The organism is Methylophilus sp. Q8 (assembly GCF_000800115.1).
Lineage (GTDB): Bacteria > Pseudomonadota > Gammaproteobacteria > Burkholderiales > Methylophilaceae > Methylophilus.
Genome location: NZ_JUHE01000001.1, coordinates 437,939 through 463,726, shown reverse-complemented (window position 1 = coordinate 463,726; position 25,788 = coordinate 437,939). Strand labels below are relative to the sequence as shown.

Genomic DNA, 25,788 nt, shown 5'->3' with positions numbered 1-25,788 from the left:
TTGAATCGTTCAGATTTCGACAATGTTAGTTTGGTGAGATCAATCCCATTCCATCACGCTGAGTAGCGGAGACAAAATAAGAGTAGAGGGAGCGACTGTCCGAATCCCGCAGCAGCTCACGTTTTGTGTGAGCTGCAAGGTTGAGTTTCGTGACCGTCTTATTTTGTTGAGCAACGCAAGGGAGCCGTAGGCCGTGATGGCTGGGTGCCCTCCTCTTTGGTTACTTTCTGAGGGGCAAGCATCAGAAAGTGACTCGCCGAGAGGCGAAAAAGAATTTTAAGTCAATCCACCAGCACGGCGAGAAGAGCGATCTTTTACATTAACGCTAAATGAGGAGGCTTAACGCTTCTCCGCTCGCTTCCGAGCAAACTCAGCCTTGAAAGCCTCAAAACGATTTTCTTCAATTGCTGCCCGCATGCCTTGCATTAACACTTGGTAATAATGCAAATTATGAATGGTATTTAATCGCGCGCCCAGAATCTCACCTATGCGGTATAAATGGTGCAGGTAAGCACGGCTGAAGTTCTGGCAGGTATAGCATTCACAGTCGGCATCCAGCGGACGTGTGTCGGTTTTATAACTGGCATTCTTGATTTTGACATCGCCGTATTGTGTGAACAACCAGCCATTCCGCGCGTTGCGCGTAGGCATCACGCAGTCAAACATATCAATCCCGTAACTGACAGCATCAACCAAATCTTCCGGTGTACCAACGCCCATTAAATAGCGCGGTTTGTCTTTGGGCATTTGCGGCGCGGTGTGCGCCAGAATACGCAGCATATCTTCTTTAGGTTCACCAACCGACAGGCCGCCGATGGCGTAGCCGTCAAAACCGATGGCTTCCAGGCCTTGCCGCGAAATATCGCGCAGGTCTTCGTACATGCCGCCCTGGATGATGCCAAACAATGCATTGCCATTGGTAGGTGTATTGTCTGAACGTAATTGCGCCACTTCTTCAGGGCCGCCGAGCATGGTGAGGGTGTGTGCTATGGTTTGCGTTTGGTAGACATTAAACGCATCACGGCTGCGTTGTGCCCAGCGCTGGCTGAGTTCCATCGATTTGCGTGCCTGGTCGTGGCTGGCCGGGTAGGGTGTACATTCGTCAAAAATCATGACGATGTCACTGTTGAGCACGCGCTGGATGCGCATGGATTCTTCAGGGGTGAGAAAACAGCTATCACCATTAATAGGGGATTTGAATTTAACGCCTGCTTCGCTGATTTTACGCAAGTCACCCAGGCTCCACACCTGAAAACCACCAGAGTCAGTCAGGAGTGGCTTATCCCAGCCCATGAATTTGTGCAGGCCTTCATGTGCGGCAATGACTTCCAAGCCCGGGCGTAGCCATAGGTGAAAAGTGTTGCCGAGTACAATGTGCGCCTGAATCTCGTTGAGTTCTTGCGGCGACATGGCTTTAACCGTGCCGTATGTGCCGACTGGCATAAATGCCGGGGTTTGTACCTCGCCATGTGGCAGGCTAACGGTGCCGCGTCTGGCAAGACCATCGGTATTGTGTAAGGAAAACTGCATGAAAGGGCGATAACTGGCTGAAATAAACGCCTATTTTACCACAGCTGCGTGACCAGCTTCTGACGCCGCGCGGGCGCCTGCAATCGCCAGATGCGCTTGCATTTTTTGTGATTGCCCGCAACAATGCTGCTATTCCGCAATTCTGAAAAAGTCCTTTATGGTTGACCCACAAAACCGCCTGTCACGTCGCGAGCAGCACACCAGTCTGCGCCAGCGTGGCATTTACCTGCTGCCTAACTTGTTTACGTCTGCCTCATTGTTTGGTGGTTTTTACGCCATTGTGCAGGCGATGAACCTGCATTTTGAGCAGTCAGCGATTGCGATTTTTATTGCCATGGTGATGGATGGCCTGGATGGTCGTGTTGCGCGCATGACGAACACGCAGAGTGCGTTTGGGGCTGAGTATGACAGCCTGGCCGATATGGTGTCGTTTGGCGTGGCACCTGCGCTGATTATGTATGTGTGGGCCTTGCAGCCCATGAACAAGCTGGGCTGGATTGCCGCCTTTATCTACTGCGCCTGTGCGGCCTTGCGTCTGGCGCGTTTCAATACCAAGCTGGACGACCCGTTTCAGGACAAACGCTACTTTCAGGGTTTGCCTAGTCCAGCTGCGGCAGCGCTCATTGCCGGATTTGTCTGGGTGTCTTATGAATACAATATCGATGGCCGTGAAATTTTCTTTGGCGCCTTGCAAGTGAAGTGGATCGCCTGGTTCCTGACCGTATTTGCTGCTGGTTCCATGGTGTCTGACCTCAAGTTTTATAGCGGTAAAGATATCAACCTCAGACACTCCGTACCGTTTGTCGCTATTTTGGCGGTGGTGCTGGCCTTTGTGCTGATTTCATACAGTCCGCCAGAAGTGTTATTCAGCGTGGTGTTTGTGTACGCTTTGTCTGGATATTACATGTGGGCGCGTGAACGGTTGGAAGCAAAGAACGCTGCTTAAGTGATTGTTAGGTTGATAAAAACGCGCTGTTTCTGGCGCGTTTTTTTATGGACGAGTCGCCAGGCGGTTGTGCCTCGCAGTATGATGGTCATTTGTAGGACAAGCGAGTAAAATTCGCTTGTTAGGTTTAGGAAAACTCATGGAACACATTATTATTTTTGATACCACGTTGCGTGATGGCGAGCAAAGCCCGGGCGCGGCGATGACCAAAGAAGAAAAAATCCGCATTGCGCGCCAGTTGGAAAAGCTGGGCGTAGATGTGATCGAAGCCGGTTTTGCGGCAGCCAGCCCAGGCGATTTTGATGCGATTTCAGAAATCGCCAAAGTTATCAAAAACTCTACGGTGTGTTCATTGGCGCGTGCCAGTGAAAATGACGTGCGCCGTGCCGGTGAGGCTATCAAGCATGCGGCTAAGGGCCGTATCCATACCTTTATTGCCACCAGCAAGATCCATATGGAAAACAAGCTGCGCATGAGCGAAGACCAGGTGGTCGAGCGCGCGGTGCAAGCGGTGAAATGGGCGCGCGAATATACCGAAGACGTAGAGTTTTCAGCCGAAGATGCTGTGCGCTCGGAGATTGATTTTCTGGTGCGTGTGTTTGAAGCAGTGATTGAGGCTGGTGCCAAAACCATCAATGTGCCGGATACCGTGGGCTACAGCATCCCCGAAGTGTGGGGCGAGCGTTTTGCCATTTTGCTCAAGCGCGTTAAGGGTGCCGACAAAGTCGTGTGGTCTACACACTGCCATAATGACTTGGGCATGGCAGTGGCCAACTCGCTATCAGCGGTGATGAATGGCGCACGTCAGGTCGAGTGCACCATCAATGGCCTGGGTGAGCGCGCAGGTAACGCCAGCCTGGAAGAAATTGTCATGGCGATTAAAACCCGCAGCGATATTTTCAACCTGAGTACGCGTATTGATACCACGCAAATCGTGCCGTCTTCCAAGCTGGTGTCTACCATTACCGGCTACCCGGTGCAGCCGAACAAGGCGATTGTCGGTGCCAATGCGTTTGCGCATGAGTCCGGCATTCATCAGGATGGCGTGCTCAAGCACCGTGAAACGTATGAAATCATGCGGGCCGAAGACGTGGGTTGGGGTGCCAATAAGCTCACATTGGGCAAATTGTCTGGCCGTAATGCTTTCCGCACTCGCCTGAAAGAGCTGGGCATTGAACTGGAAAGTGAAGATGCCTTGAACGCTGCTTTTGCCCGTTTTAAAGAGTTGGCCGATAAAAAGTCTGAAATCTTCGATGAAGACTTGCATGCGCTGGTGAGTGACGAGGTGGTGCAGGATACGCGCGAGATGTTCAAATTGTCTTACCTGCAAGTGGCGTCGCAAACTGGCGAGATTCCACATGCGATCCTGACGTTGAGTGTCGACGGGGTGGAGCAGCGCACAGAAGCCGATGGCGGTGGCCCGGTAGATGCAACCTTTAAAGCGATTGAAAATGTGGCGCAAAGTGACTCTGAGCTGTTGCTGTATTCGGTGAATAACATCACCAGCGGCACGGATGCACAGGGCGAGGTGACGGTGCGCTTGTCCAAAGGTGGCCGCATCGTTAATGGTCAGGGCGCGGATACCGATATTGTGGTCGCTTCAGCCAAAGCCTATTTGAACGGCTTGAACAAGCTGTATGCCAAAGCAGAAAAATTGAACCCGCAGGTGTAAGCAGGCTCTGAGTTAACGCTTGCTGCTGATGGGTGGCAAGCGTTTTCTTTTTGTATTTAATATTCGTGGATGAAAGGTTGGGCAAGTCGCAATGACGCAGAGAAATCATTGGTTGCTGGTGATCATTGCGCTGACCTGTACCTACTTTATCTGGGGCTCTACTTATCTCGCGATCAAATATGCGATTGAGAGCTTTCCACCATTTGCGATGGTGGGCATACGCTTTACGATTGCCGGGTCTTTGCTTTATATCATCTTGCGTGGTTTTGGCCATGCGGCGCCCACACGCATACAATGGCGTGGCGCGGCCTGGGTGGGGCTGCTATTACCGGTGCTGGGTAATGGTACGGTGTCACATGTGCAATTGCATGTCTCGTCCAGTGTTGCCGCCTTGGCCATTGCCACTGCACCAATCTGGATGGCGATTTTTTCTAGCGCGTGGGGGCACAAAATCAGCCGCCGCGAGTGGTTGGGGATTGGCATTGGCCTGGGTGGTATTTTATTGCTGAATACGCGTGGTAGCCTGCAAGGAGATTGGCTCAGTGCTGGCCTGCTGATGTTTGCCGCCGCTTCGTGGTCGCTGGGCTCGGTATGGAGCAAGCATATGGCAATGCCGCAAGGCCTGATGGGCGCGGCCAGCCAGATGTTGTGCGGCGGCCTGATTGCCTTGCTATTTAGCCTGGTATTTGGCGAGCAATGGCCAGCACAAGTCACGCCGCGGTCATGGGCAGCGATTGCTTTCCTGATCGTGCTTGGTTCCATGGTGGCGTTTTCTGCTTATCACTGGTTGCTACACCACGTGCGGCCCATGGTTGCCAGCAGTAATACCTTTGTTAATCCGATTGTGGCCTTTGTGGTCGGCGTCTGGTTTGCCGATGAGCAGATTCACCTGATGGAATATATTGCGCTGGCCGTGATTCTGGTCGGCGTGTTTCTGGTGCTAACCGCCACCAAAGAAGCGGTGCCCGACGAACAAATCGTTTAATCATTATTGTTTAATTATTTAAGTAAAGAAACTGATTGTATGAAGCAAAACTTGGCGTTATTTGATTTGGACAACACCCTGCTGGCGGGGGATAGTGACTATAACTGGAGCGTATTCCTGATCAGCGAAGGCCTGCTGGATGCTGAGCAACACAAGGCGCGCAACGAGCAGTTTTATGAAGACTATAAAAACGGTAACCTGGATATTTATGCTTTCCTCAAGTTCCAGTTGCAACCGTTGTCGCAACATCCCAAGGCGTTTCTGGACGAATTGCACACAAAGTACATGGATACCGTAATTCGCCCAATGATGACGCAAAAAGCGCAAGACCTGGTCAACCAGCATAAAGCCAATGGCGATTTGTGCATGGTGATTACGGCCACCAATAGCTTTGTCACCAAGCCGATTGCCACTGCCTATGGCATTGAGAACCTGATTGGCACTGACCCGGAAATGGTCGACGGCCAATTTACTGGTGGCGTCAGTGGCACGCCCAGCTTCCAGCAAGGCAAAGTGACGCGTCTTAATGACTGGCTGGCGGTGCGCGGCCAAACCCTGGCAGATTTTGAAATCAGTTATTTTTATAGCGATTCACATAACGACTTGCCATTGATGAAGCTGGTGACCAATCCAGTCGCCGTGGATGCTGACCCGACATTGACCGCGTATGCCAGCGAGCATCGCTGGCCATTGATCAGCCTGCGTTAATATATCTAAAAGCTGATGGTTAATGCGGTCACTGCCATCAAGTTACTGTCCACCAGCCGCGAGCCGTTTTTATCGAAAATGGCGTCGCGGCTATTCAACTGGCGTAGTTCGTTGCGCCACACCATGCGTGTATTAAGTCGGTAATCTATATTGACTGAATAGCCGGTGGTCTGAAAACCGTTGTTGGTGCCTGTGCTGATGATCACGCCATGTTTGTCCCTGTAGTGCTCCAGCCGCGCTGCAAATTGCAGGCGGTCTGAGTAGCTATAGCGCAGCACCATATTCGGGCTAAACCACACATTGTAGCGATCACTGCCAGGCGCAGCCTGTTCGGCGCCGATATCCAATGCTGTGATCAATCCCCATTGCTCATTCAGCTGCCACTGCATATAAAAATCATGAAAATAGCGCATCTGGCGCTGTGCGTCTGATTTGTCATTGCCAATAAACGAGCTGCTGTTAATGGTGAGTTTATCGCTGGGCTTATAGGTGAGCTGGTGGCCGATGGCTAGCGTCGTGTTGCCATCCGGGCGGTGTATGCGCTGCCAACCCGTGAGCAGCAGACCACTGACCAGCCACTTGCCATCTTCGGTGGTGTAGCTCAGCTTAGCGCCCGTTTCAAAATAAGGCGAGTTATCTGCCATCAGGCTGCGCGTCAGCGTCCAGTTGTCTATGCCGATTGCACTCTCAAAACCAATATGGGATGGCATGACGCCGATATCCAGCCATAGATCGTGTTCGCTGGAAAGTTTGAGGCCCAGGTTAGCTTCATAAATATTGCGCAAGCCATGTGGCTCGGCGGCATAGTTGGCGCGCATATAGGTGCCGCTGCCCAGTGCCAGATTGCCGCGTATGCGGTCAGTCGTCAGTGCGGCTTTCAGCATGGCCAGGTTGATGCTGGGGCTGTCGGTGACGTTGTGGCTGTAGACGAATCCCGGCCGCCTGTTATTGGCCGGGTCGTTAAAGTCGTGGATCAGGTAGCTTTCAAGATAGGCACTTAGCTGTACCGGGCTATGGCTGGCAGGGGTTTGTACGTCGTCTGCCTGAGCAGTCAGTGCCAGGCAGAATAAAAGCGTAATCGATAATAAAGAGGGTTTCATGCTGAGCATCCAAACAACAGGTGCCAGTAGAATAAAGGGCTGCACCTATCAATCACATAAACATCGCGCCATAAATATAACGATAAATGCCGCCAGTGATTGTGCCGGAAAACAAGGGGAAAGCAGGGTAGTTCTGGTGGTGCAGCCGTTTAGCGGCCCAGCACCACGTGCAGCACAAAGCGGCTACCAATATAGGCCAGCAGTAATAAAGCAAAGCCCAGCAGCGTCCAGCGTGTGGCGACTTTGCCGCGCCAGCCGTATTTAAAGCGGCCAAACAATAGCCAGGCGTAAATCAGCCACGAGGCAATAGAGAAAATAGTTTTGTGATTAAACTGCAAGGGTTTGCCAAAAATCTCTTCGCTAAACAGCATGCCGCTAATCAGTGTGATGGTCAGCAACACAAAGCCAACATGCAATACTTTAAATAGCAGGGCATCCAGCACCATCAGTGGCGGAAAGTCAGGCAAGGCCAGCCAGCTGTTTTTTTGGTGCAGGGCACGCTCAGCCATGCGCATCAGGCAGGCATGCAACGCCGCAAAGGTAAACAGGCTATACGCCACGATAGCAATGAGGATGTGCAGGTTAAACAAGGTGAAGCCATGCGTATCTACATAGTAGTCTTTCACCGCAAAGCCAGGCATCAGCACAAACAGGGCGGCAGGGGGCAACACAAAGGCTTGCAGGCTACGCAGTGAGTGCTTTAAATCTGCCAGCCAGTAAATTAGCACGGTCAGCCATAGAATGGCAGAGAGCGCGTAGTAAACGCCAAGGTTCAGCGAGCCAATGGCAAAAATATCGCGGTACAGCAGCCCGCCATGCATGGCCAGGCCCAGCGCCACCATCGCGCTGTGTAGCTGAAACGGAAAGGCTTTTTCATCAACTGGTTTGCCCTGTGTGGCAATGCGCCAGTAATCCAGCGCCACCGCCATATAGACAAACGCGACAATCAGGTAAGGAAGCAGGTGTTGAGTCATGCCTGGCATTATGGCAAAACTCGCTGCATTCGACCAGCACGGTAACAGCGGTGCGCGCGATGTTTAGCATTAGTTTATTTTAGGGTTGGGCTGGCATGAGGTAAAATTCAGGTCATCGAATATTCACTTGTTGTGAAAGAAAGGCATTCCATGCTGGAAAACCTGACCGGCCGCTTGCAGGGCGTGATTAAAAACTTGCGCGGCCAAGCACGTTTGACTGAAGAAAATATTGCCGATGCCATGCGCGAAGTACGCATGGCTCTGCTCGAAGCCGATGTGGCGTTGCCGGTAGTGAAAGATTTTATTACCCGCGTTAAAGAGCGTGCCAATGGCCGCGATGTCTTGCAAAGCCTGACTCCGGGCCAGGCCGTGATTGAGGTGGTCAACCAGGAGCTGACCGCGCTCATGGGACAAGCCAACGAAGGCCTTAACCTGGCAGCGGTGCCACCGGTAGTGATTTTAATGGCAGGTTTGCAAGGGGCTGGTAAAACCACCACCTCCGGCAAACTGGCCAAACTGCTGAAAGAACAAAAGAAAAAAGTGTTACTGGCCAGTGCCGACGTCTATCGGCCGGCGGCGATCACGCAGTTGCAAGCCTTGGCCAAACAGCTGGAGATTGACTGCTTTGACAGCAACCCACAGCAAAAGCCGCTCGATATTGCCGCGCAGGTCATGGATCAAGCCAGAAAGAGTTACTACGATGTGGTGATTTTCGATACGGCGGGCCGTTTGGCGATTGATGAAGCCATGATGGCCGAAATCAAAGACCTGCATGCCTACCTCAAGCCGACTGAAACCCTGTTCGTGGTTGACGCCATGCAAGGCCAGGATGCCGTCAACACCGCCAAAGCCTTTGGCGAGACCTTGCCACTCACCGGTGTGATTGTCACCAAGCTGGATGGTGATGCGCGTGGCGGTGCTGCACTCTCTGTGCGCCACGTGACCGGCAAGCCAATCAAGTTTATCGGTGTCAGCGAAAAAGTTGATGGCCTGGAACCTTTCCATCCCGACCGTATGGCTGGCCGTATTCTCGGCATGGGCGATGTATTAAGCCTGATTGAAGAAGCGCATAAAAAGGTCGACATGGCCGAAGCGCAAAAAGTCGCCGATAAGATTAAGTCTGGCGCTAAGTTCGACCTCGAAGACTTTAAAGCGCAAATGATGCAAATGCAAAAAATGGGTGGCATGGCTTCGCTGATGGACAAGATGCCCTCGCAAATTTCCGGCATGGCGCAAAAGATCAATACCGACGACGTCGATAAATCACTGCGCCGCCTCGAAGGCATTATTAATAGCATGACGCCAGAAGAGCGCCGCAAACCCGAGTTGATCAAAGCCACGCGTAAGAAACGCATCGCGGCTGGTAGCGGCGTGCAAGTGCAAGAAGTGAACCGCCTGCTCAACCAGTTTGAAGAAACTCAAAAGATGATGAAGATGTTCAGCAAAGGCGGCATGGCAAAAATGATGCGCGGAATGGGCAGCATGATGGGCGGTAAATTCCCCGGAATGTAAAGTGAAAAAACGGGATGAATAAAAAAATAAACTTTTTATACAAAAAAAGCGAAAACAGCATTGACCAAATTTAATTCATCCCCCATAATCGCGTTCTTTCAAATTTGACGCAAAACAAGCGGCAGACAAGAAACAGATGGGGTGTTAGCTCAGCTGGTAGAGCAGCGGACTTTTAATCCGTTTGTCGTGGGTTCGATCCCCGCACACCCTACCAAAATACAAAAGACGGCTCGCAGAAATGTGAGCCGTTTTTCTTTTCTTAATGCTCTACTGAGAACTTAACTTGGCGGGTGAGTTTTTTAGTCAGTTTTTTGATTTTTGTTGTTTCAGTAATCAATTCCTCAGTTTTACCAAGATACCAATCACGTATTTTCTTTAGTGCTTCCACACCTTGTTCCAATGCACGTATGTCCGCAATCCCATCAACATGATTCAATCCAGTTTTAGACCTTAAAGAGCCTTTACTTCTCATCCAGACAATTTTCCTTTTTCCACTTACATACCAAAAAGAATGTACAACTGAATTCCTAAATTCTTCAGCGGCTACCAAAGAATTTTTGACCGCTTTGATATTCATTTCAGGCCAATTTTTCCATCGCCGAGTTGGATAAATTTCACAAAAGAAATCAACCTTCTGTTTAAAACTCATAGCAGCAGAAATCCGATGCACATCTTTATCTTCTTTGAGTAATAAAAGCTTACCAATGAAATAAGCAAGGTCGTTTTCAATAAACTGAAAGCTGATAACTGTCTCTCCAATAGCAATTTTTAATTTATCTGTTTTAATTAATTCATCGTTGTACATTCAGTCACCTAAGCATTCATCATAACTTTTCTAGTTTAAGTATTTGAACACAGCTTTTCAGTTTTCAGAATTTCACTATTTTCAAGTAGGTGTAGTTTTGCAGTTTTTCAGAATTCCGATATTTTTGAGATTTTCAGGCTGGTCACTCTCACGCCGACTCCGAAACTTCACCCGCCAGCAGCCCCTAACCCTGCCCATAGCCGCACGTCTTGAGTCATAGCCACGCAATCAGGGGTTGGTTGATGCGACGGTGATCCCGACGGAGATCGTTGGCCTTTATGTTGGCTTGGTGTGGAAAATCGGATTTTTACTGACGGAAGTGACTTAGTGTTAGGTTTATTATTTATATGAATTTAAGGTGCAATTAAAGTAAAAAAAGCGGCCGTAGCCGCTCTTCATACTAAATATTCCAGCTTTCCAGAGATGACTCTGCGCGTTTAACCAATTTGATTAATTTTCGCAGAGGCTCACAGTCTGGATAGTTTTCAGTAAGTAGTTTCTTGATTTCTTTTAACTTGACGAAATGTTCGAGTCTTAATTGCTCGTCATATTTTCTTCTATCAAGCTGCTTACTACTGGAATAGTACAGATTGTTGAAATCCTGCATCGACAGTTCTTCTGTACTTGGATATTCACATTGAACCCAATTATCAAGCTCGCAACGAACTGAATTAAGGGAGTTGTAAATGCCTTTACGTTCATAAGTACGCATTAGTATTGAGCTGATTCTCGAACCTATGCTTTTATGTACTTCTAAAGACACTTTGGTTTTAGGTCTACGCTTCAATCCAGTTAACGCTAAGCTATATTGCACTGTCTTTAAAGGCCCCGTTGTTGGCATAGCCCTAGGCTTTGCTTTCATTTCTTTGTCTTTAGCTATTGCGCCTGGGCTAATAAATGGTGGTAATGCGGGGATGGTTTCGCCATTCCATAATTCCGGTGTCATTGCAGTAGGTAAAGCATCTAATGCTTTAATGATTGGATCAAGAGGTACACCTTTGTCTAATGAGCTAATTAAAAACATGTGGCACATTTCAGGGTAGTACATGCCTCGCCATTTGGACTGTCTTATCACTTGCCCATGGCGTGCCGCCCATAAGTCTCTTTTGGCTTCTTCCTGCGCTGCAGCCGCTTCATATGGTTCATCAACAAGTACATAACCCTTTGAAATGCTGTCATACCATACGCTGGCGTGATCTTGACCGGGGATTGCATTGTTGTAGTCGCCTTTAGGTAGTACTTTTCGATGTGCAGAGGAGGGGCGTAATTTTGTTGCGTCTACAAATTGAAGTACTCGGATAGCTTTGCAAATTTTCTCTCTAGCCTCTGCTTGGCTCGGTACAGTAAATTTGTACTCCAGATGATCTGGGCCGGAATTTCGGAATGAAGAGATCGCATAACTATTAATTCTGTTTTGTGGGGAATGTAATACAGTTAAATCAACAGATAGCTGAACTGTAATTAACTCTTGCCCGCTGGTGCCATCTTTTTTATCTTTCCAATACGCAGAGAGATAAATATTCTTACCGGAGTGTGGTGATAAAGAGGGTATGTGTGGTTCAAGATTTTTCAGAGACTTTTGGGCATGTCTAAAGTTCTGAAATCCAGCAGCCTCTGCTGCTAAATTTAAGGCTTCATTATGAGAAGTCTGTTGAAGCTTCTTGAGTTGGGTTGCGTAACGCTTGATTCCGACTATTGTAGTCGGGTGTTGGGTATGTAACATGTTAGTCTCCTAAGCTTTGGCGACTCGTCATCCGTCTACCGTTTTGCCCAAGCTGAAACAAACATGTTTTTGGGAAAAGGTTTAAGAAGTAGCGCTGTTCAACAGCTTTGTATTGACGGATGACAGGCACCTACCCAGTGCACAAGACAATTATGTAGAAGAAAATATAGAAATGCAACAACTCGCTTTGATCGAGACTTAAGGTTAATCCCTTAGGTCGCGTTCAAGTTTTCACTGCGGATAAAATAATTTCCATAAATTTAATTGATGTGGAATACAATTGAGAATCAGTTGCACCCAATCATCAATGTAATATTGTTAAAACTGCATTAATAGTTCTCAGCTAGTCTATTTAAATAATTATTTGAGGAGAAGGTCATGAAGTGGATATTGGTTTTTGGCATGTTGTTGTCAGCGCAAGTAGGTCATGCTGACAGTGTGGTCTATCAATCGGCACCTTATGGCTCGACTCAAGCTTTTGGTGCAGTGTGTTCTAGCGCTAGTTGTTTAGATCCAACCCAATGGGATGATCCTTCTCAGTATATTGGAGAAACATTTTCACTCACTTCAGCCGCCACTATCAAGACAATTGATTTTTACAAAGGGCTGTTTTCTACGGATCCTATCTCTGAGCCTGTAGATATTCCATCTGATATTACGGTTGCTTTTTATGATGCTTCATCCTATAGCTTAGTTTATTCACAGACCTTTAATACCAGTGAGTACACTCAAACGGAGCGTTTCTTGGGGCCAGGCACAGGTCAAAATTATAATATTCATGCAGCTTTCACACCTTTTGACTTGGGTGCAGGTGATTATATTGTGTACTACTTTGGCGATCATTTGGGACTGCCTCTCTATGGTGGATACGGAGATACTGTCGTAGTGGTTTCACCTTCGCAAGGGGGCTATACTTTCGACAATCCTTACTATGCATTCGGCGCTACGGCAGTAAAACTCTCTGGCAGTTTTTTAACAACGGTGCCTGAGCCTGAATCTTTTGCCTTGATGTTAACCGGGTTCGGTTTAATTGCATTTGCGCAAAAAAGGAAAAAGAAAGCTTTGTAAATCGGTTGCAAGGTTCGACTCTGAACCCTACCAAAATATAAAAGACGGCTTGCAGAAATGTGAGCCGTCTTTCTTTTCTCTATGCCATTCATCCAATCGGGTGCTTTACTCGCCTGAGGTCCCAAATTCCCTCACCCGCATCGCACGCACTGAGCCGTCCTTAGCCAATCAAGACTGGCTGATGCGAGGCCCGGTCGCAATCGTTGGTCGTCATGTTGGCTGGGCTTGGCACGGAGGTCTGGAAGATTATTGCTGCAATCGAAATAATCAATTGCAGTCAGCGCCAATTCTCAACAAATTATCAATCAGTTAAATTTAAGTCACTCCGCAAGTTGACGGATCAGATGAGATAGATGGCTTGATTCACTTTTAATATTCAATAAAGGACTGACTGATGAAGAACGCGACTGTTAGATTGATGGTAAATATTCCAATTCTGCTGGGTGCAGTAGTTTCGGCATTCGCACTCACACCCTTGGAGATTTTAGCTGCGCCACCCGTTTCAAGCACAAGCATCCAGTATGAAACAGCTGTGTCGTATCATACGGTAGCTATTGATGGCGTGAAGGTTTTTTACAGGGAGGCTGGGCCTAAAAACGCGCCAACGGTATTGCTACTGCACGGTTTCCCAACGTCGTCACATATGTTTAGAAATCTGATACCCAAGCTTGCTGATCGTTACCATGTGATAGCTCCTGACTACCCAGGTTATGGGCAAAGTGATCAGCCGGCAATGGATAAATTTACCTACAGCTTCGACAACTTGGCGGCAGTGGTTGATAAATTCACAACACAAATCGGATTAACTAAATATGCGTTGTATGTGCAGGACTATGGCGCACCTATTGGCTATCGTTTAGCTTCTGCGCATCCAGAAAAGATTAGTGCAGTCGTTGTGCAGAATGGCAATGCGTATGTTGAAGGTATTGATAATCCGTTTTGGGATCCCGTTAAAGCATTCTGGAAAGATAAATCTGAAGCTAATGCTGCAAAAGTGCGGCCGGTCCTGGAATTGAATGCCACCAAATGGCAATATACTGAAGGTTATCGTGACCCTGTGGAGCATGTCAGCCCAGATACATGGATGCTTGATCAGGCTTATCTGGATCGCCCCGGTAATAAGGATATCCAGGTGGAGTTGTTTTACAGCTATGGTACCAATCCGCCACTGTATCCAAAATGGCAAGAATACTTCCGTAAGCACCAGCCACCTATGTTGATCGTTTGGGGTAAAAACGACAAAATATTCCCTGGTGAAGGCGCTACACCGTATCTGCGCGATCTGCCAAAAGCTGAACTGCACTTGCTAGATACTGGGCACTTCGCACTCGAGGAGGATGGCGACCTGATTGCGAAGTTGATGCATGATTTCTTGGATCGTAAAGTTAAATAGTAATGACAGAGCCGACCATTATTTAAACAAGTGTTGGTGGGCTCTTTTAGAAGTATGAAGTGTCGGTATTCACGGCTCGATGATTGATCAACAATTTGGGAGGGTGTCATGACTACAGTTTCAAATACTTTTGTGCTTATTCACGTTGTATTAAGTTTGGTTGGAATCATTTCAGGCTTGATCATGGCAGGTGGATTAATGTCGGGCCATTATTACAGTCGCTGGATAAACACTTTTATGTTTACGACCATTCTTACCAACGTGACTGGATTTGGCTTTCCATTTACAACGATTCTGCCTGCACACATTATTGGTGCAATTTCATTAGCCGTTTTAGTCGTTGCTAGTATTGCCCTTTATCTGAAGGGGCTTGCTGGTGGTTGGCGAAAGCTTTTTGTAGCGACCAGTATTCTGGCATTGTACTTAAATGTATTTGTGCTGATTGCACAGCTTTTAGCCAAAACACCTCCTTTAGCAATACTTGCGCCCACACCCGCTGCGCCAGCTTTTGCTGCAACGCAAACGATTGTACTTGTGATCTTCGCCATTCTGGGATGGGTTTCATTTAATAGAAGCAAGTAGGGCTTGAGGGCGAGTGTTTATAGAATTAGCCATAGCCTATATTCAGTCGCTCGCTTACGGCCTAGATAGCAATAATCGCAGTGCCTGGTCTTATTATTCGGCTTGGGCGTACGCAGAAGACTACTATTTATATTTGAGACTCAAGAAGTACTTGGGTCTTTTTTGTTTTGGGGAGGCTTTTGTATCTTGCAACTAGGCAAGCGGACTGTTAATCCGTTTTTCGTGGGTTTTGTTCCCATGTGCCCTATCGAACTCTTGCCAGGCGATGTTCAAGCGCCATTTTGACTTCTCGAGCGCCGTCAGAGTCGTCATGTATGCCAAGGAATAGCCCGTAATTACTATTGATGGGGTAAGTGCTTGGTGATAATCTGCGAAAACTAAAAAATTCTTTAATGTTTACAAGGCTACTATGAGCATGAAATCAGTATTTATTGCGGGCTTGCTATCTTTTGCAGCAAACTCTGCCTTTGCCGCCACAACTGAGTACGCAGACTTCTCAAGTTGGTCTGATGATGTTGCTGGGATTATTACGACTGAAACTTACAACGAGTATGACTTTACTGGCGGTGGTGCTAATAATGTCTTTTATGGCAGTGGTACGACGCTAGGAGGGATCACTTACAAGCTTGATAATGATGGTCAGTTGTACGGTGTCAATAAAAACTTAGATTACGATGCGGCTTATCACAAATCAAATTACCTTGAGTGGCAATCGGGCATCCCAACCAACACTTTGACCATTACTTTGGCCTCTTACACTAACGCTGTCGGGTTTAATTTTGGGCAGTTTTATGGTGATGCGGAAACCTTTACGGTAAAGCTGGGCAATGGTGACACTTTCACGCTGCTTGGTAGTACGACCTATTCGTTTTTTGGTGCAATCTCCACTGCAGCTTTCAACACGGTTTCTATTACCGGGCTACCTTATCCAACGCTGGATAATTTATCTGTAGCTCCTGCTGTGGCTGCACCTGTGCCTGAGCCTGAAACTTACGGTATGTTGTTGGCTGGTTTATTCTTGGCAGGACTTTCAGTCCGCCGTAATCGCCAGTAATTTGAATCACCCAGTTAAGAAGCCGACTTTATGGTCGGCTTTTTTGTTGATGCTTCCATCATCATATCTCCGGTGTCTGGCGATTTAAAGTTTAAAGCTCAGTGTTGTGTGATCTGTAGCAGAAAAAGTAAATGCGCTGAGTTACTTTTCAAGCGCTTGTTCATATGCGATTAAATTCAAGGCCCGTGCCCGCACTAACTGCATGCCTAGGTTGGTGCCGGACAACTGATGAATCGTGCCTTGTTGTGATGAAACAATCTCACTGATCACTTTGCCTTCAGCATCTCTGTATTTAAGCCATTGTTGTTGGGCTTTGCGCAGCACAGCTTGTTGAGAGGGGCTCAACTTTTTCATCAAGCGTTTATACACAATGTTCATCTCTGCATCCCACTTCATCCGCGCTTGATTGGTAATATTGCGCATGTCTGCAGTAGAGTTCACGGTCTCTTCGGCCATTTTCTCTTCATACCATGCGTCAATGGCGTGTTGCGTTGGTTCGATTACCATGTCTGCAAAGACAGATACTGAAAAAATGCTAATCCATACGATGAGTAAGCGTTTTAATAAATGCATATGTACCTGGCTGATAGTCTGTTGAAGTAGCTGTGTATCTAATCTACAGCGATTTATGATTATTTCTGGCCCGAGCGCTCTTTTTCATATTCTTCATATGTTTTGGTATTCAGCCGCTCTAAGCATGGCTCAACTTCGCCTGGTGGCTGGCTGCGGCAGTTGTTTTTTGCGCCTTCTTTCACGCCTTCGTACCAGGCTTTGTTGGTGCAAGCAGTCATAGTGATGCTTAAAACAATAAACAGGATAAGCATTAAGGATGATGTTGTTTTCATGGTTAGTCGCTTTCGGCGTTGGCTGCCCAATCGATATTGAGTCCAGGATATTCTTGGCTAACAGTTCAAACAAGTATAACAACTAGGCATCCGTTTTATAACCTGGTGTGAAATAATGCCTGGTCTGCTACGCTATCCCACATTCTTTCTGCTCTGACTTCATGAAGCCTGACCACACCGCCTCTACCTTGCATCCGCGTAACCTGCATCGCGCGGGTTATGATTTTGCTGTGCTGGTGCAAGCGCATCCACCACTGGCTAGTTTTGTGCGGCCAAATGCTTACGGCGATGCGTCGATCGATTTTGCCAACCCGCAAGCAGTGAAGGCGCTGAATCAGGCTTTGCTCAAACAGTATTACGGCGTCGCTGAGTGGGATATTCCAAAGCATTACTTATGTCCGCCTATCCCGGGGCGGGCGGATTATGTGCATTATCTGGCGGATTTATTGGCAGAAAGCCATCCAGATTTAAACCCCGAACAAGTCCGCCTGTTGGATATCGGCACAGGTGCCAATCTGGTTTATCCGCTGATTGCGGCGCATGCTTATCATTGGGAATGCCTAGGCGTGGATATTGATGCAAAGGCTTTGCGTAATGCGCAGCAGATTGTTGAGGAAAATGGCTTGCAGCAACAGATCGCTTTGCGTCAGCAGCCTAACCCTGCATCAATCTTCAAGGGAGTGATTTTGCCGGGCGAGCAATTTACGCTCACTTTATGTAACCCGCCTTTTCATGCGTCAGCCGCAGAAGCACAGGCGGGGTCGCAGCGCAAATGGCGCGGGTTGGGCAAGCGGCCTCCGCAGGCACTGAATTTTGGCGGGCAATCGAATGAGTTGGTTTTTGAGGGTGGTGAGGCGGCATTTTTAAGCACCATGATTAGCGAGAGCAAGCAGTTTGCTAAACAGTGCCTGTGGTTCACCACGCTGGTTTCTAAAGCCAGCAATTTGCCGCTGGTCTACCGTGAGCTAAAGAAGGTGCAGGCGGTGACGGTGAAAACGGTGGAGATGGCGCAGGGCCAGAAACAAAGCCGGTTTGTGGCGTGGACGTTTCAGCCTATGCCTGCTAAAAAGCGCATTTAATCAGCAGCTTGCCATTTATTCTTAGGCGGCTTAGGCGTTGTGAGGGATAATAGCGCCCTTATCTTTTTTGCAGCATTTGGAGTTTCGCCATGGAAGTCAAAGTCAACTTTCTCGATAAGTTACGTCTTGAGGCCAAGTTCGATGACTTCACGGTGATTGCCGACCAGCCTATCCGCTATAAAGGCGATGGCTCGGCACCTGGCCCGTTCGATTACTTTCTGGCTTCTTCTGCGTTGTGTGCAGCTTATTTTGTGAAGTTGTATTGCAGCACACGCAATATTCCAACCGACAATATCCGCCTGTCGCACAACAATATCGTTGATCCCGAAGACCGCTACAAGCAGATTTTCAAAATCCAGATTGAGTTGCCGACCGATATTTCTGAAAAAGACCGTGTCGGTATTTTGCGTTCGATAGATCGCTGCACGGTGAAGAAGGTGGTGCAAGCTGGCCCTGAGTTCATCATTGAAGAAGTCGCGAACCTGGATGCTGATGCGCAGGCTTTGCTCACCGTTAATCCGGGCACAGAGTCACAGACTTATATCACTGGCAAAGATTTACCGTTGGAGCAAACCATCGCCAATATGTCTGGCTTGCTGGCGAGCCTGGGCATCAAAATTGAGATTGCGTCGTGGCGCAATATTATTCCCAATGTGTGGTCGTTGCATATCCGCGATGCGCATTCACCGATGTGCTTCACGAACGGAAAAGGCGCCACCAAGGAAAGCGCGCTGGCGTCGGCTTTGGGCGAGTATATCGAGCGGCTGAGTAACAACCACTTTTATGCTGGCTCGTACTGGGGTGAAGAGATTGCCAATGCTCCATTTGTGCATTACCCGAACGAGCGCTGGTTTAAGCCCGGCCGTAAAGATGCGCTGCCGAAAGAGATTCTCGACGACTACTGCCTGGAGATTTACAACCCGGATGGCGAGCTGCGCGGCTCGCACCTGATAGATACCAATTCCGGCAATGCTGAGCGCGGTATCTGTTCATTGCCTTTTGTGCGCCAGTCGGATGGCGAAACGGTGTATTTCCCAACTAACCTGGTGGAAAATCTGTTTGTCAGCAACGGCATGAGCGCGGGTAATACGCTGGTGGAGGCGCAGGTGCAATGTTTATCCGAGATTTTTGAGCGTGCAGTCAAACGCGAAATCATTGAGGGTGAAATTGCCTTGCCAGATGTGCCGCAGGACGTGCTGGCGAAATACCCTGGTGTGGTCGCTGGCATTAAAGGGCTGGAAGAGCAGGGCTTTCCGGTGCTGGTGAAAGACGCTTCTTTGGGCGGGCAATACCCGGTCATGTGCGTGACTTTAATGAATCCGCGTACTGGTGGTGTGTTCGCTTCGTTTGGCGCGCATCCAACCTTGGAAGTGGCGCTGGAACGCAGCCTGACCGAATTGCTGCAAGGCCGCAGTTTTGAAGGCCTGAATGATTTGCCGCAGCCGACGTTTGCCAGCGAAGCCGTGACTGAGCCGAATAACTTTGTTGAACACTTTATTGACTCCAGTGGCGTGGTGTCGTGGCGCTTTTTCAGTGCCAAAGCGGATTATGCGTTTGTGGAGTGGGATTTTTCCGGCCAGGGCGGAAACGCTAATACCGAAGAAGCCGCGACCATGTTTGGCATGCTGGCCGAGATGGGCAAAGAAACTTACGTAGCTGTGTATGACCAATTAGGCGCGACCGCTTGCCGCATCCTTGTGCCGGGGTATTCGGAAGTGTATCCGGTAGAAGATCTGGTCTGGGATAACACGAACAAGGCGTTGCTATTCCGCGAAGATATACTCAACTTGCATACCCTGGACGATGACTGCCTAGAGGCCTTGCTGGAGCGCCTGGAGAATAACGAGCTGGATGATTACGGCGACATTGCTACCCTGATTGGCATTGAGTTTGACGAGAACACTGACTGGGGCCAGCTCACAGTAATGGAGCTGAAGTTGCTGATTCAGCTCGCTTTACAGCAGTTTGAAGAAGCCCATGACCTGGTGGGTGCCTTTTTGCAATATAACGACAACTCACTGGCGCGCGGATTGTTTTACCAGGCCTTGAATGTGGTGCTGGAAGTATTGCTGGATGACGAACTGGAACTTGCCGATTACGAAACCAATTTCCGCCGCATGTTTGGCGATAGCCGCATGGATGCGGTGATCGGTTCGGTCGATGGCAGCGTGCGCTTTTATGGCCTGACGCCAACCAGTATGCAACTGGAAGGTCTGGACAGGCACCAGCGCCTGATCGACAGCTATAGAAAAATACATGCGGCACGGGCTAAAGTGGCAGCCGGGTGAGTAGTGGCAAATAGGCGTGAAAATCCAAATATATTCAATAGATTAGAAATAGTCGAATCACGCGTATAATAGCCATACCCTGCGCACTACCAATCAACGCAGCGGTTCTGAAATACCTCAAGTTGTTACCTCGTTAGTCCAGATTGGTGTTGCCGCAGGCAACAGACCAGCGCCTAATTAATTTATTGCATGGTGATGCCATGCAATTTCTATAAGTTGAATTACTTTGTCACAAGAAAATACCCCTGCAAACATCACGTTTGCTGATTTAAATTTATGCGCGCCTGTATTGCGCGCGATTGCCGATGCCGGCTATACCTCACCAACGCCGATTCAGGCACAGGCGATTCCTTATGTGCTGCGTGGTGGCGATTTGCTGGCTGGCGCACAAACAGGTACCGGCAAAACCGCCGGATTTACCTTGCCGATTTTGCACCGCTTGTCTGAAGCGCCATTGGTGCAGGCGGCAAAGGGCAAGCCGCGTTGTTTGATCTTATCACCGACACGTGAGTTGGCGGCGCAGATCGGCGAGTCTGTTACTACTTATGGCAAATATTTGCCGCTTAAAAGCATGGTGGTGTTTGGTGGCGTCAGCATCAATCCGCAAATCAACCGTTTGAGCAAGCCGCTGGATATCCTGGTGGCGACGCCTGGCCGTTTACTCGACCTGGTGCAGCAAAAAGCGCTCGATTTATCGGCCATTGAAATCCTGGTGCTGGACGAAGCCGACCGTATGCTGGACATGGGCTTTATCCACGACATTAAAAAAGTATTGGCCATGCTGCCTAAAAAACGCCAGAACCTGCTGTTCTCGGCCACTTTTTCTGATGACATCAAACGTCTGGCGGATAGTTTGCTCAACGCACCAGACCTGGTGGAAGTGGCACGCCGCAATGCATCCAATGCGCTGATTGAGCAGAGCGTGCACATGGTGCCGCAAGCGCACAAACGCGAAATGGTCAGCTATTTGATCAAGCATCATCAATGGCAACAAGTGCTGATTTTTACGCGCACCAAACATGGTGCCAACCGACTGGCAGAAAAACTGGTGAAAGATGGTATCCCGGCGATGGCAATTCATGGCAACAAGAGCCAGAATGCGCGTACAGCAGCGCTGGCACAGTTTAAAGCGGGCACCATCACGGCGCTGGTGGCGACAGATATTGCCGCACGCGGGCTGGATATTGACCAATTACCGCAAGTGGTGAATTTTGAATTGCCGAATGTACCTGAAGACTATGTGCACCGGATTGGCCGTACTGGCCGTGCCGGTGCCAGCGGCGCGGCTATTTCACTGGTAGACCGTGAAGAGTTTGGCATGCTCAAAGATATTGAAAAGCTGATTAAGCGCGATATCCCGCGGGTGCCGGTAGAAGGTTTTGTCGCGCCTGAGAAAAACAGCGAAGAGCCTGACCGCCCACCACGTGGGCAGAACCAGGGCCGTCAACGCCAGGGGCAGTCTCAGAAACAAGGACAGCCACAGAAACAGGGCCAGGCTCAGAAGCCGTCACAACCCCGCCAAGGACAAAGCCAGCCGCAAGCGCAGGCAGGCGCTAATAAGCCAGGTCAAGGCAAGCCGAATCCGCACAAGTCCGGGCATGCGAATCCTGGCCAACGCAACGGTCATCAGACGCAACATCGCCAGGGCGGCAACAAGCCTCAAGGCGCGTTGTTTACGCCTAAGCCAGGTGCGAATTCGGCCAATAAAACACCGCCGAAAGCGCGCTAATGCATATTTGGGTGGATGCAGATGCTTGCCCGGTCGTGATTAAAGAAATCCTGTTCCGGGCGGCAACGCGTTCTCTTATCACCACCACCTTTGTCGCCAACAAATTGCTGCGGGTGCCACCATCACCATATTTGCGTGCGATGCAGGTCGATAAAGGCTTTGACGTGGCAGATAATGCCATTGTTGCTGCGCTGGTGGCGGGGGATTTGGTGATTACGGCGGATATTCCCTTGGCCGCGCAAGTCATAGACAAAGGCGGCCATGCGCTGAATCCGCGCGGTGAGTTTTATTCGACTGAAAATATCAAAGAGCGGCTGGCAATGCGCGACTTTATGGAGTCGTTACGCGCCAGTGGCGTAGAAACGCAAGGCCCAAGTGCAATGCAGTCCTCTGATCGCCATACCTTTGCATCACAGCTTGACCAGTTTCTGGCGCGCCAGAAGCGCAAGGGTGCAAGCGTAAACATCGATTCGAGCCAGCCTTAAATCGATAGCAGATAAGTCAGCAGGGCTTGCAGCAAGTGTAAACGGCTGGCAGAGATGCCAGCCGTTTTTATTGGCATCAGCGTGATGCTAAGTTACTGTTTTATCACACATGTTAATCCTTGAAAATGGTCGGTGTGGGCTATTGGCGGCTGTTTTGTTTTTGCTAGAATGAACGCTGTAATAATAGATAATTCGCAAAAATATTATTGCGATAATCTAATTTAAAAGGATATGTAAATGCGCTTTTTTAAAACCTTAGTGCTTGCGATGACCATGCTGGTGTCAGTGTCCTCACAAGCGGCAGTTGAAAGTTATGGCACCTTGTTGTCTGGCAGTTACCAGCCGGCGACTGATTTTGCATCGCTTTCAGTCAGCGGCACAGGCAATGTGTACACTTTTACCTTAACCGCCTACGACCTGAATGCCTTGTTTACCAATAAAGCCTTTATTGGCTCAATTGCTGTCAAGGTCTCACCAGATGTGAAGGCAAACACAATTGCTGTGAGTGGTATTTCCGGCGGCGTGACCAATCTGGCAGCCAGCAATGGCGGTGGTCCTGGTGGCGATTGGGATTTCAGGTTTGTGCTTGGTCAAGGTGCTAACGACAGACTGTTGGCAAACGAGTCTGTCACCTGGACGGCAACATTTGCGTCTAATGTGAGCATTGATGATTATGCACTGCACGTGCAAGGATTGACCAAGGCGCAAGGTGACAGTGCCTGGTATCTGAATTCAGTCGTCACTACGCCTGTACCTGAACCTGCTTCATGGGCATTGTTGCTGGTAGGGTTAGGCGTTGTCAGCAGCATGCGTAAGCGTCGTGCGTAATCACGCTTAACGCTTAAGTGTTATCAACAAACGGCTTGCATTGATGCAGGCCGTTTTTGTTTGTGCACGCTGGTCAAGGCAGCTTTAAGAGCGACTATTATGCGCATCAAACGCTACGTTTTGATTGTAATGAATTGAAAACCCCTTTGATTTAACTGGTTATTTTTAAGGGCTTGCATTAGCATGAGTTAAAACAGCGTATATAAAGCTGTCTGTAAGAATAAAAAGAAGAGGTCATCAGTTAATGAGTTTGCAGACTCGGATTGACGAGGCGTTATTTCACAGGCTGTTATCGGGAGCACGCATTCCTTTAATCGGGAGTGCGTTCGGTGGCCTGTTGATTGCGTTTTCGCAACTCGGCTCTGAAAAAAGTGATCTGTTCCTACTTTGGTGCGGCGTGGTCTATGCGGTGATTGTGTTCCGCGTATTTTGCCTGAAACGTTGTCACCAGATGCTGGCCAAGCATGGCTTTAATTATTCTTTGGCGTATAGATATTGCCTGACCCTGGCGCTCTCCGGGTTGGCATGGGGCGCGCTGGGCTTTCTGGTGAAAGACGCGCCGCCCATGACGGTGATTATCGTCATCACGGCCATTCAGGCGATGGTGATGGGCGGCGTGGTCACCATGGCGTCCTGTATCCCGGCTTTTTTTGCCTTTAGTTTGCCGGCGATGTTGCCGACAGTGCTGGTGTTCTCGTTTAGTGAAAACTTGTCGAGCTTTATCATGGCCGTGTTTAGCGTGATTTTTTACTTGTTGATGATAGGCATCGCCTACCGTTTTAACCAGTCATTGCGGCAAGCCACACGCATCAGCTTTGAGAACGAAGATTTAATCGGTTCTTTAAAAGATGCTTATCACAAGATTTCTGCGCAGAATCAAGAGCTTAATCATGTGGCGCACCATGATACGCTCACTGGCTTGCCTAACCGAAAATTGTTGTCATTGCGCCTGCAGCAGGCGATAGAACTGGGGCGGGTGAAGAAAACCGGTACGGCGATCCTGTACCTGGATCTGGATGGTTTTAAAGCCGTGAACGACCAGTGGGGGCACGAGGCGGGCGACCTGGCCTTGATCGAAGTGTCGCAGCGCCTGAGCAAGGTGATCCGCGGTAGCGATACGCTGGCGCGCGTGGGGGGCGATGAGTTTGTGATCGTGCTGTCTGATTTGCCTGAACAGGGAAGGTCCTCGGTGGAAATGGTCGGTCAAAAATGCCTGATGGTGTTTGAACGGGATTTCCAGATTCAGGGCGTTGTTTGCCGTCTGGGAACGTCGATAGGCTTAACCGTGTGCAAAGACGGTCAGACCATAGACCAACTGCTGTCTGCGGCCGACAAGGCCATGTATCAGGCAAAGTTACTGGGTTGCGGGCAAATATCCTGGGCGGTTTAAGCCGTCGCGGGTTACATACAGCTTGAGGCGCAGAGGTGCCCAAGTCTGCCAGGATTGAAAATCTGTGCTGATTTTCAATTGCATAAATTAGCTTTTGCGATAAGAATTCATACTTTGATGATTGTCATGCGAGAGTAATCATGCGGCCGCAGTATAAGATTGTGATGGTGTATGTATTGGTGGGCGCCACCTGGATATTCTTTTCCGACAAGGTCGTTGCGCAGCTGTTCACGGACCCGCGTGAGCTGACCACGGTGCAGGATATCAAAGGCTGGCTGTTTATTCTGGTCACGGCCGTGTTGTTGTTTTTTCTGGTGAAGCGTGCGCTCGCAGATGCTGCACAAGACCAGCAAAAACTGATTCACAGTTATGACCAGACCATTCGTGGCTGGGTGCAAGTGCTCGATTTACGACACAAGGAAACCAAAGACCACACTTATCGCGTCGCGGCCATGACGGTGGCGCTGGCCAGCAAAATGGGCGTGACTGACGAAGCCTCTCTGAAGCTGATTGAGCGCAGCGCCATTTTGCACGATATAGGTAAAATCGGCATTCCCGATGCGGTGTTAATCAAGCCCGGCCAGCTGGATGAGGAAGAAATGCAGCTGATGCGCACACATCCGCAGATTGCACGCGACTTGCTGGCAAATATTGATTTTCTGCGTAACTGTATGGATATTCCCTATGGTCATCATGAGCGCTGGGATGGCCAAGGATATCCGCTCGGTTTACAAGGTGAGCAAATTCCATTTGCTGCGCGAATTTTTTCGATTGTTGATGTGTGGGATGCCTTGATGCACCCCAGGGTGTACAAGCCGGCCTGGCCGGAAGATAAGGTGCTGGACTATATTCGCAGTGAATCCAGTATCCGCTTCGATCCGGCCGCCGTGGATGCGTTTTTTGCCCATTATGATGTGATCAAGGACGCCGCCAGTGCGTCTTATAGTGAAAAATAGCTTGGGTGCAATGGCTTGGGTGAGGGGAAGGTAACCTGCTGGATGACGGTATCAGGTAATTTGCCGGGCATTTATACAGGTATTTGGGGATTTGATTTTAATCGCATCCCTTACAGTAGTGGACGGGGGCTTAGGC

At 49.0% G+C, this 25,788-nt stretch carries 23 protein-coding genes and 1 tRNA gene; 17 read left to right on the top strand and 7 right to left on the bottom strand.

The window, feature by feature from the left end:
- Positions 1-339: 339 nt before the first annotated feature.
- Positions 340-1,530, bottom strand: coding sequence for a tRNA guanosine transglycosylase (locus GQ52_RS02310; protein ID WP_047514811.1), 1,191 nt, complete (start codon positions 1,528-1,530; stop codon positions 340-342).
- Positions 1,531-1,687: 157 nt separating this feature from the next.
- Here GQ52_RS02310 and pssA point away from each other — a divergent pair, with 157 nt between their 5' ends.
- From pssA to GQ52_RS02290, 4 genes are all read left to right on the top strand, one after another.
- The gene (pssA, locus tag GQ52_RS02305) at positions 1,688-2,476 is read left to right on the top strand and encodes a CDP-diacylglycerol--serine O-phosphatidyltransferase (RefSeq protein ID WP_019881400.1); all 789 of its coding nucleotides are present in this window, start codon (positions 1,688-1,690) and stop codon (positions 2,474-2,476) included.
- Positions 2,477-2,615: 139 nt separating this feature from the next.
- Positions 2,616-4,148, top strand: a complete 1,533-nt coding sequence (locus GQ52_RS02300) for a 2-isopropylmalate synthase (RefSeq protein WP_024929466.1) — start codon at positions 2,616-2,618, stop codon at positions 4,146-4,148.
- A gap of 91 nt (positions 4,149-4,239) precedes the next feature.
- On the top strand, positions 4,240-5,133 hold the full coding sequence (gene yedA, locus GQ52_RS02295; protein ID WP_024929467.1) for a drug/metabolite exporter YedA: 894 nt from the start codon (positions 4,240-4,242) through the stop codon (positions 5,131-5,133).
- Between the two features lie 39 nt (positions 5,134-5,172).
- Complete coding sequence (locus GQ52_RS02290; protein ID WP_047514808.1) at positions 5,173-5,841, top strand: HAD family phosphatase; 669 nt, start codon at positions 5,173-5,175, stop codon at positions 5,839-5,841.
- A gap of 5 nt (positions 5,842-5,846) precedes the next feature.
- Here GQ52_RS02290 and GQ52_RS02285 read toward each other — a convergent pair whose 3' ends face one another.
- Together GQ52_RS02285 and GQ52_RS02280 are read right to left on the bottom strand one after the other, a co-directional pair.
- Entirely contained in the window at positions 5,847-6,941 is a 1,095-nt protein-coding gene (locus tag GQ52_RS02285) for a porin (protein WP_235272929.1), read from the bottom strand.
- A gap of 149 nt (positions 6,942-7,090) precedes the next feature.
- On the bottom strand, positions 7,091-7,924 hold the full coding sequence (locus GQ52_RS02280; protein ID WP_019881405.1) for an inner membrane protein YpjD: 834 nt from the start codon (positions 7,922-7,924) through the stop codon (positions 7,091-7,093).
- A gap of 141 nt (positions 7,925-8,065) precedes the next feature.
- Here GQ52_RS02280 and ffh point away from each other — a divergent pair, with 141 nt between their 5' ends.
- Entirely contained in the window at positions 8,066-9,427 is a 1,362-nt protein-coding gene (gene ffh, locus GQ52_RS02275) for a signal recognition particle protein (protein ID WP_019881406.1), read from the top strand.
- A 138-nt stretch (positions 9,428-9,565) separates the two neighbouring features.
- Positions 9,566-9,641, top strand: a tRNA-Lys gene (locus GQ52_RS02270).
- 45 nt (positions 9,642-9,686) lie between these two features.
- Here GQ52_RS02270 and GQ52_RS02265 read toward each other — a convergent pair.
- Together GQ52_RS02265 and GQ52_RS02260 are read right to left on the bottom strand one after the other, a co-directional pair.
- Positions 9,687-10,232, bottom strand: a complete 546-nt coding sequence (locus GQ52_RS02265; RefSeq protein WP_047514801.1) for a hypothetical protein — start codon at positions 10,230-10,232, stop codon at positions 9,687-9,689.
- 400 nt (positions 10,233-10,632) lie between these two features.
- Positions 10,633-11,955: a DUF5623 domain-containing protein gene (locus tag GQ52_RS02260; protein WP_047514796.1), complete on the bottom strand. Its 1,323-nt coding sequence runs from the start codon at positions 11,953-11,955 to the stop codon at positions 10,633-10,635.
- A 378-nt stretch (positions 11,956-12,333) separates the two neighbouring features.
- Here GQ52_RS02260 and GQ52_RS02255 point away from each other — a divergent pair, with 378 nt between their 5' ends.
- The 4 genes from GQ52_RS02255 to GQ52_RS02240 all read left to right on the top strand — a co-directional run bounded on the left by GQ52_RS02255 (position 12,334) and on the right by GQ52_RS02240 (position 16,052).
- Entirely contained in the window at positions 12,334-13,023 is a 690-nt protein-coding gene (locus tag GQ52_RS02255; RefSeq protein ID WP_047514791.1) for a PEP-CTERM sorting domain-containing protein, read from the top strand.
- A 394-nt stretch (positions 13,024-13,417) separates the two neighbouring features.
- Positions 13,418-14,416, top strand: coding sequence for an alpha/beta fold hydrolase (locus GQ52_RS02250; protein ID WP_047514790.1), 999 nt, complete (start codon positions 13,418-13,420; stop codon positions 14,414-14,416).
- Between the two features lie 108 nt (positions 14,417-14,524).
- Positions 14,525-14,998 (top strand): hypothetical protein, encoded by a 474-nt coding sequence (locus tag GQ52_RS02245; protein WP_047514787.1) that lies wholly within the window; start codon positions 14,525-14,527, stop codon positions 14,996-14,998.
- A 415-nt stretch (positions 14,999-15,413) separates the two neighbouring features.
- Positions 15,414-16,052, top strand: coding sequence for a PEP-CTERM sorting domain-containing protein (locus GQ52_RS02240; protein ID WP_047514784.1), 639 nt, complete (start codon positions 15,414-15,416; stop codon positions 16,050-16,052).
- Between the two features lie 141 nt (positions 16,053-16,193).
- Here the strand turns inward: GQ52_RS02240 and GQ52_RS02235 are convergent, their stop codons facing one another.
- Together GQ52_RS02235 and GQ52_RS14150 are read right to left on the bottom strand one after the other, a co-directional pair.
- Entirely contained in the window at positions 16,194-16,625 is a 432-nt protein-coding gene (locus GQ52_RS02235; RefSeq protein ID WP_047514781.1) for a lysozyme inhibitor LprI family protein, read from the bottom strand.
- Between the two features lie 59 nt (positions 16,626-16,684).
- On the bottom strand, positions 16,685-16,843 hold the full coding sequence (locus tag GQ52_RS14150) for a hypothetical protein (protein WP_200884038.1): 159 nt from the start codon (positions 16,841-16,843) through the stop codon (positions 16,685-16,687).
- A 215-nt stretch (positions 16,844-17,058) separates the two neighbouring features.
- Between GQ52_RS14150 and rlmF the strand changes: the two genes are divergently transcribed.
- The 7 genes from rlmF to GQ52_RS02195 all read left to right on the top strand — a co-directional run bounded on the left by rlmF (position 17,059) and on the right by GQ52_RS02195 (position 25,652).
- Entirely contained in the window at positions 17,059-17,976 is a 918-nt protein-coding gene (rlmF, locus tag GQ52_RS02225; RefSeq protein ID WP_047514776.1) for a 23S rRNA (adenine(1618)-N(6))-methyltransferase RlmF, read from the top strand.
- 89 nt (positions 17,977-18,065) lie between these two features.
- Positions 18,066-20,264, top strand: a complete 2,199-nt coding sequence (locus tag GQ52_RS02220) for an OsmC domain/YcaO domain-containing protein (protein WP_047514774.1) — start codon at positions 18,066-18,068, stop codon at positions 20,262-20,264.
- Between the two features lie 226 nt (positions 20,265-20,490).
- On the top strand, positions 20,491-21,993 hold the full coding sequence (locus tag GQ52_RS02215; RefSeq protein WP_047514771.1) for a DEAD/DEAH box helicase: 1,503 nt from the start codon (positions 20,491-20,493) through the stop codon (positions 21,991-21,993).
- Positions 21,993-22,478, top strand: coding sequence for a YaiI/YqxD family protein (locus GQ52_RS02210; RefSeq protein WP_019881433.1), 486 nt, complete (start codon positions 21,993-21,995; stop codon positions 22,476-22,478). The genes GQ52_RS02215 and GQ52_RS02210 overlap by 1 nt, the downstream gene beginning before the upstream one ends.
- Before the next feature lie 237 nt (positions 22,479-22,715).
- A complete protein-coding gene (locus tag GQ52_RS02205) occupies positions 22,716-23,306 on the top strand; it encodes a PEP-CTERM sorting domain-containing protein (protein WP_047514768.1) in 591 nt (196 codons plus the stop codon).
- A 244-nt stretch (positions 23,307-23,550) separates the two neighbouring features.
- Positions 23,551-24,696, top strand: coding sequence for a GGDEF domain-containing protein (locus tag GQ52_RS02200; protein WP_047514766.1), 1,146 nt, complete (start codon positions 23,551-23,553; stop codon positions 24,694-24,696).
- A 140-nt stretch (positions 24,697-24,836) separates the two neighbouring features.
- Positions 24,837-25,652, top strand: coding sequence for an HD-GYP domain-containing protein (locus GQ52_RS02195; RefSeq protein ID WP_047514764.1), 816 nt, complete (start codon positions 24,837-24,839; stop codon positions 25,650-25,652).
- The last annotated feature ends 136 nt before the right edge of the window (positions 25,653-25,788 follow it).

Coding starts and splice junctions, on each gene's coding strand:
- GQ52_RS02245 (WP_047514787.1), top strand. CDS start 14,525: ATGACTACAGTTTCAAATACTTTTGTGCTTATTCACGTTGTATTAAGT.
- ffh (WP_019881406.1), top strand. CDS start 8,066: ATGCTGGAAAACCTGACCGGCCGCTTGCAGGGCGTGATTAAAAACTTG.
- GQ52_RS02310 (WP_047514811.1), bottom strand. CDS start 1,530: ATGCAGTTTTCCTTACACAATACCGATGGTCTTGCCAGACGCGGCACC.
- pssA (WP_019881400.1), top strand. CDS start 1,688: ATGGTTGACCCACAAAACCGCCTGTCACGTCGCGAGCAGCACACCAGT.
- GQ52_RS14150 (WP_200884038.1), bottom strand. CDS start 16,843: ATGACTGCTTGCACCAACAAAGCCTGGTACGAAGGCGTGAAAGAAGGC.
- GQ52_RS02235 (WP_047514781.1), bottom strand. CDS start 16,625: ATGCATTTATTAAAACGCTTACTCATCGTATGGATTAGCATTTTTTCA.
- yedA (WP_024929467.1), top strand. CDS start 4,240: ATGACGCAGAGAAATCATTGGTTGCTGGTGATCATTGCGCTGACCTGT.
- GQ52_RS02280 (WP_019881405.1), bottom strand. CDS start 7,924: ATGCCAGGCATGACTCAACACCTGCTTCCTTACCTGATTGTCGCGTTT.
- GQ52_RS02220 (WP_047514774.1), top strand. CDS start 18,066: ATGGAAGTCAAAGTCAACTTTCTCGATAAGTTACGTCTTGAGGCCAAG.
- rlmF (WP_047514776.1), top strand. CDS start 17,059: ATGAAGCCTGACCACACCGCCTCTACCTTGCATCCGCGTAACCTGCAT.
- GQ52_RS02300 (WP_024929466.1), top strand. CDS start 2,616: ATGGAACACATTATTATTTTTGATACCACGTTGCGTGATGGCGAGCAA.
- GQ52_RS02195 (WP_047514764.1), top strand. CDS start 24,837: ATGCGGCCGCAGTATAAGATTGTGATGGTGTATGTATTGGTGGGCGCC.
- GQ52_RS02250 (WP_047514790.1), top strand. CDS start 13,418: ATGAAGAACGCGACTGTTAGATTGATGGTAAATATTCCAATTCTGCTG.
- GQ52_RS02260 (WP_047514796.1), bottom strand. CDS start 11,955: ATGTTACATACCCAACACCCGACTACAATAGTCGGAATCAAGCGTTAC.
- GQ52_RS02285 (WP_235272929.1), bottom strand. CDS start 6,941: ATGAAACCCTCTTTATTATCGATTACGCTTTTATTCTGCCTGGCACTG.
- GQ52_RS02255 (WP_047514791.1), top strand. CDS start 12,334: ATGAAGTGGATATTGGTTTTTGGCATGTTGTTGTCAGCGCAAGTAGGT.
- GQ52_RS02200 (WP_047514766.1), top strand. CDS start 23,551: ATGAGTTTGCAGACTCGGATTGACGAGGCGTTATTTCACAGGCTGTTA.
- GQ52_RS02290 (WP_047514808.1), top strand. CDS start 5,173: ATGAAGCAAAACTTGGCGTTATTTGATTTGGACAACACCCTGCTGGCG.
- GQ52_RS02265 (WP_047514801.1), bottom strand. CDS start 10,232: ATGTACAACGATGAATTAATTAAAACAGATAAATTAAAAATTGCTATT.
- GQ52_RS02210 (WP_019881433.1), top strand. CDS start 21,993: ATGCATATTTGGGTGGATGCAGATGCTTGCCCGGTCGTGATTAAAGAA.
- GQ52_RS02240 (WP_047514784.1), top strand. CDS start 15,414: ATGAAATCAGTATTTATTGCGGGCTTGCTATCTTTTGCAGCAAACTCT.
- GQ52_RS02205 (WP_047514768.1), top strand. CDS start 22,716: ATGCGCTTTTTTAAAACCTTAGTGCTTGCGATGACCATGCTGGTGTCA.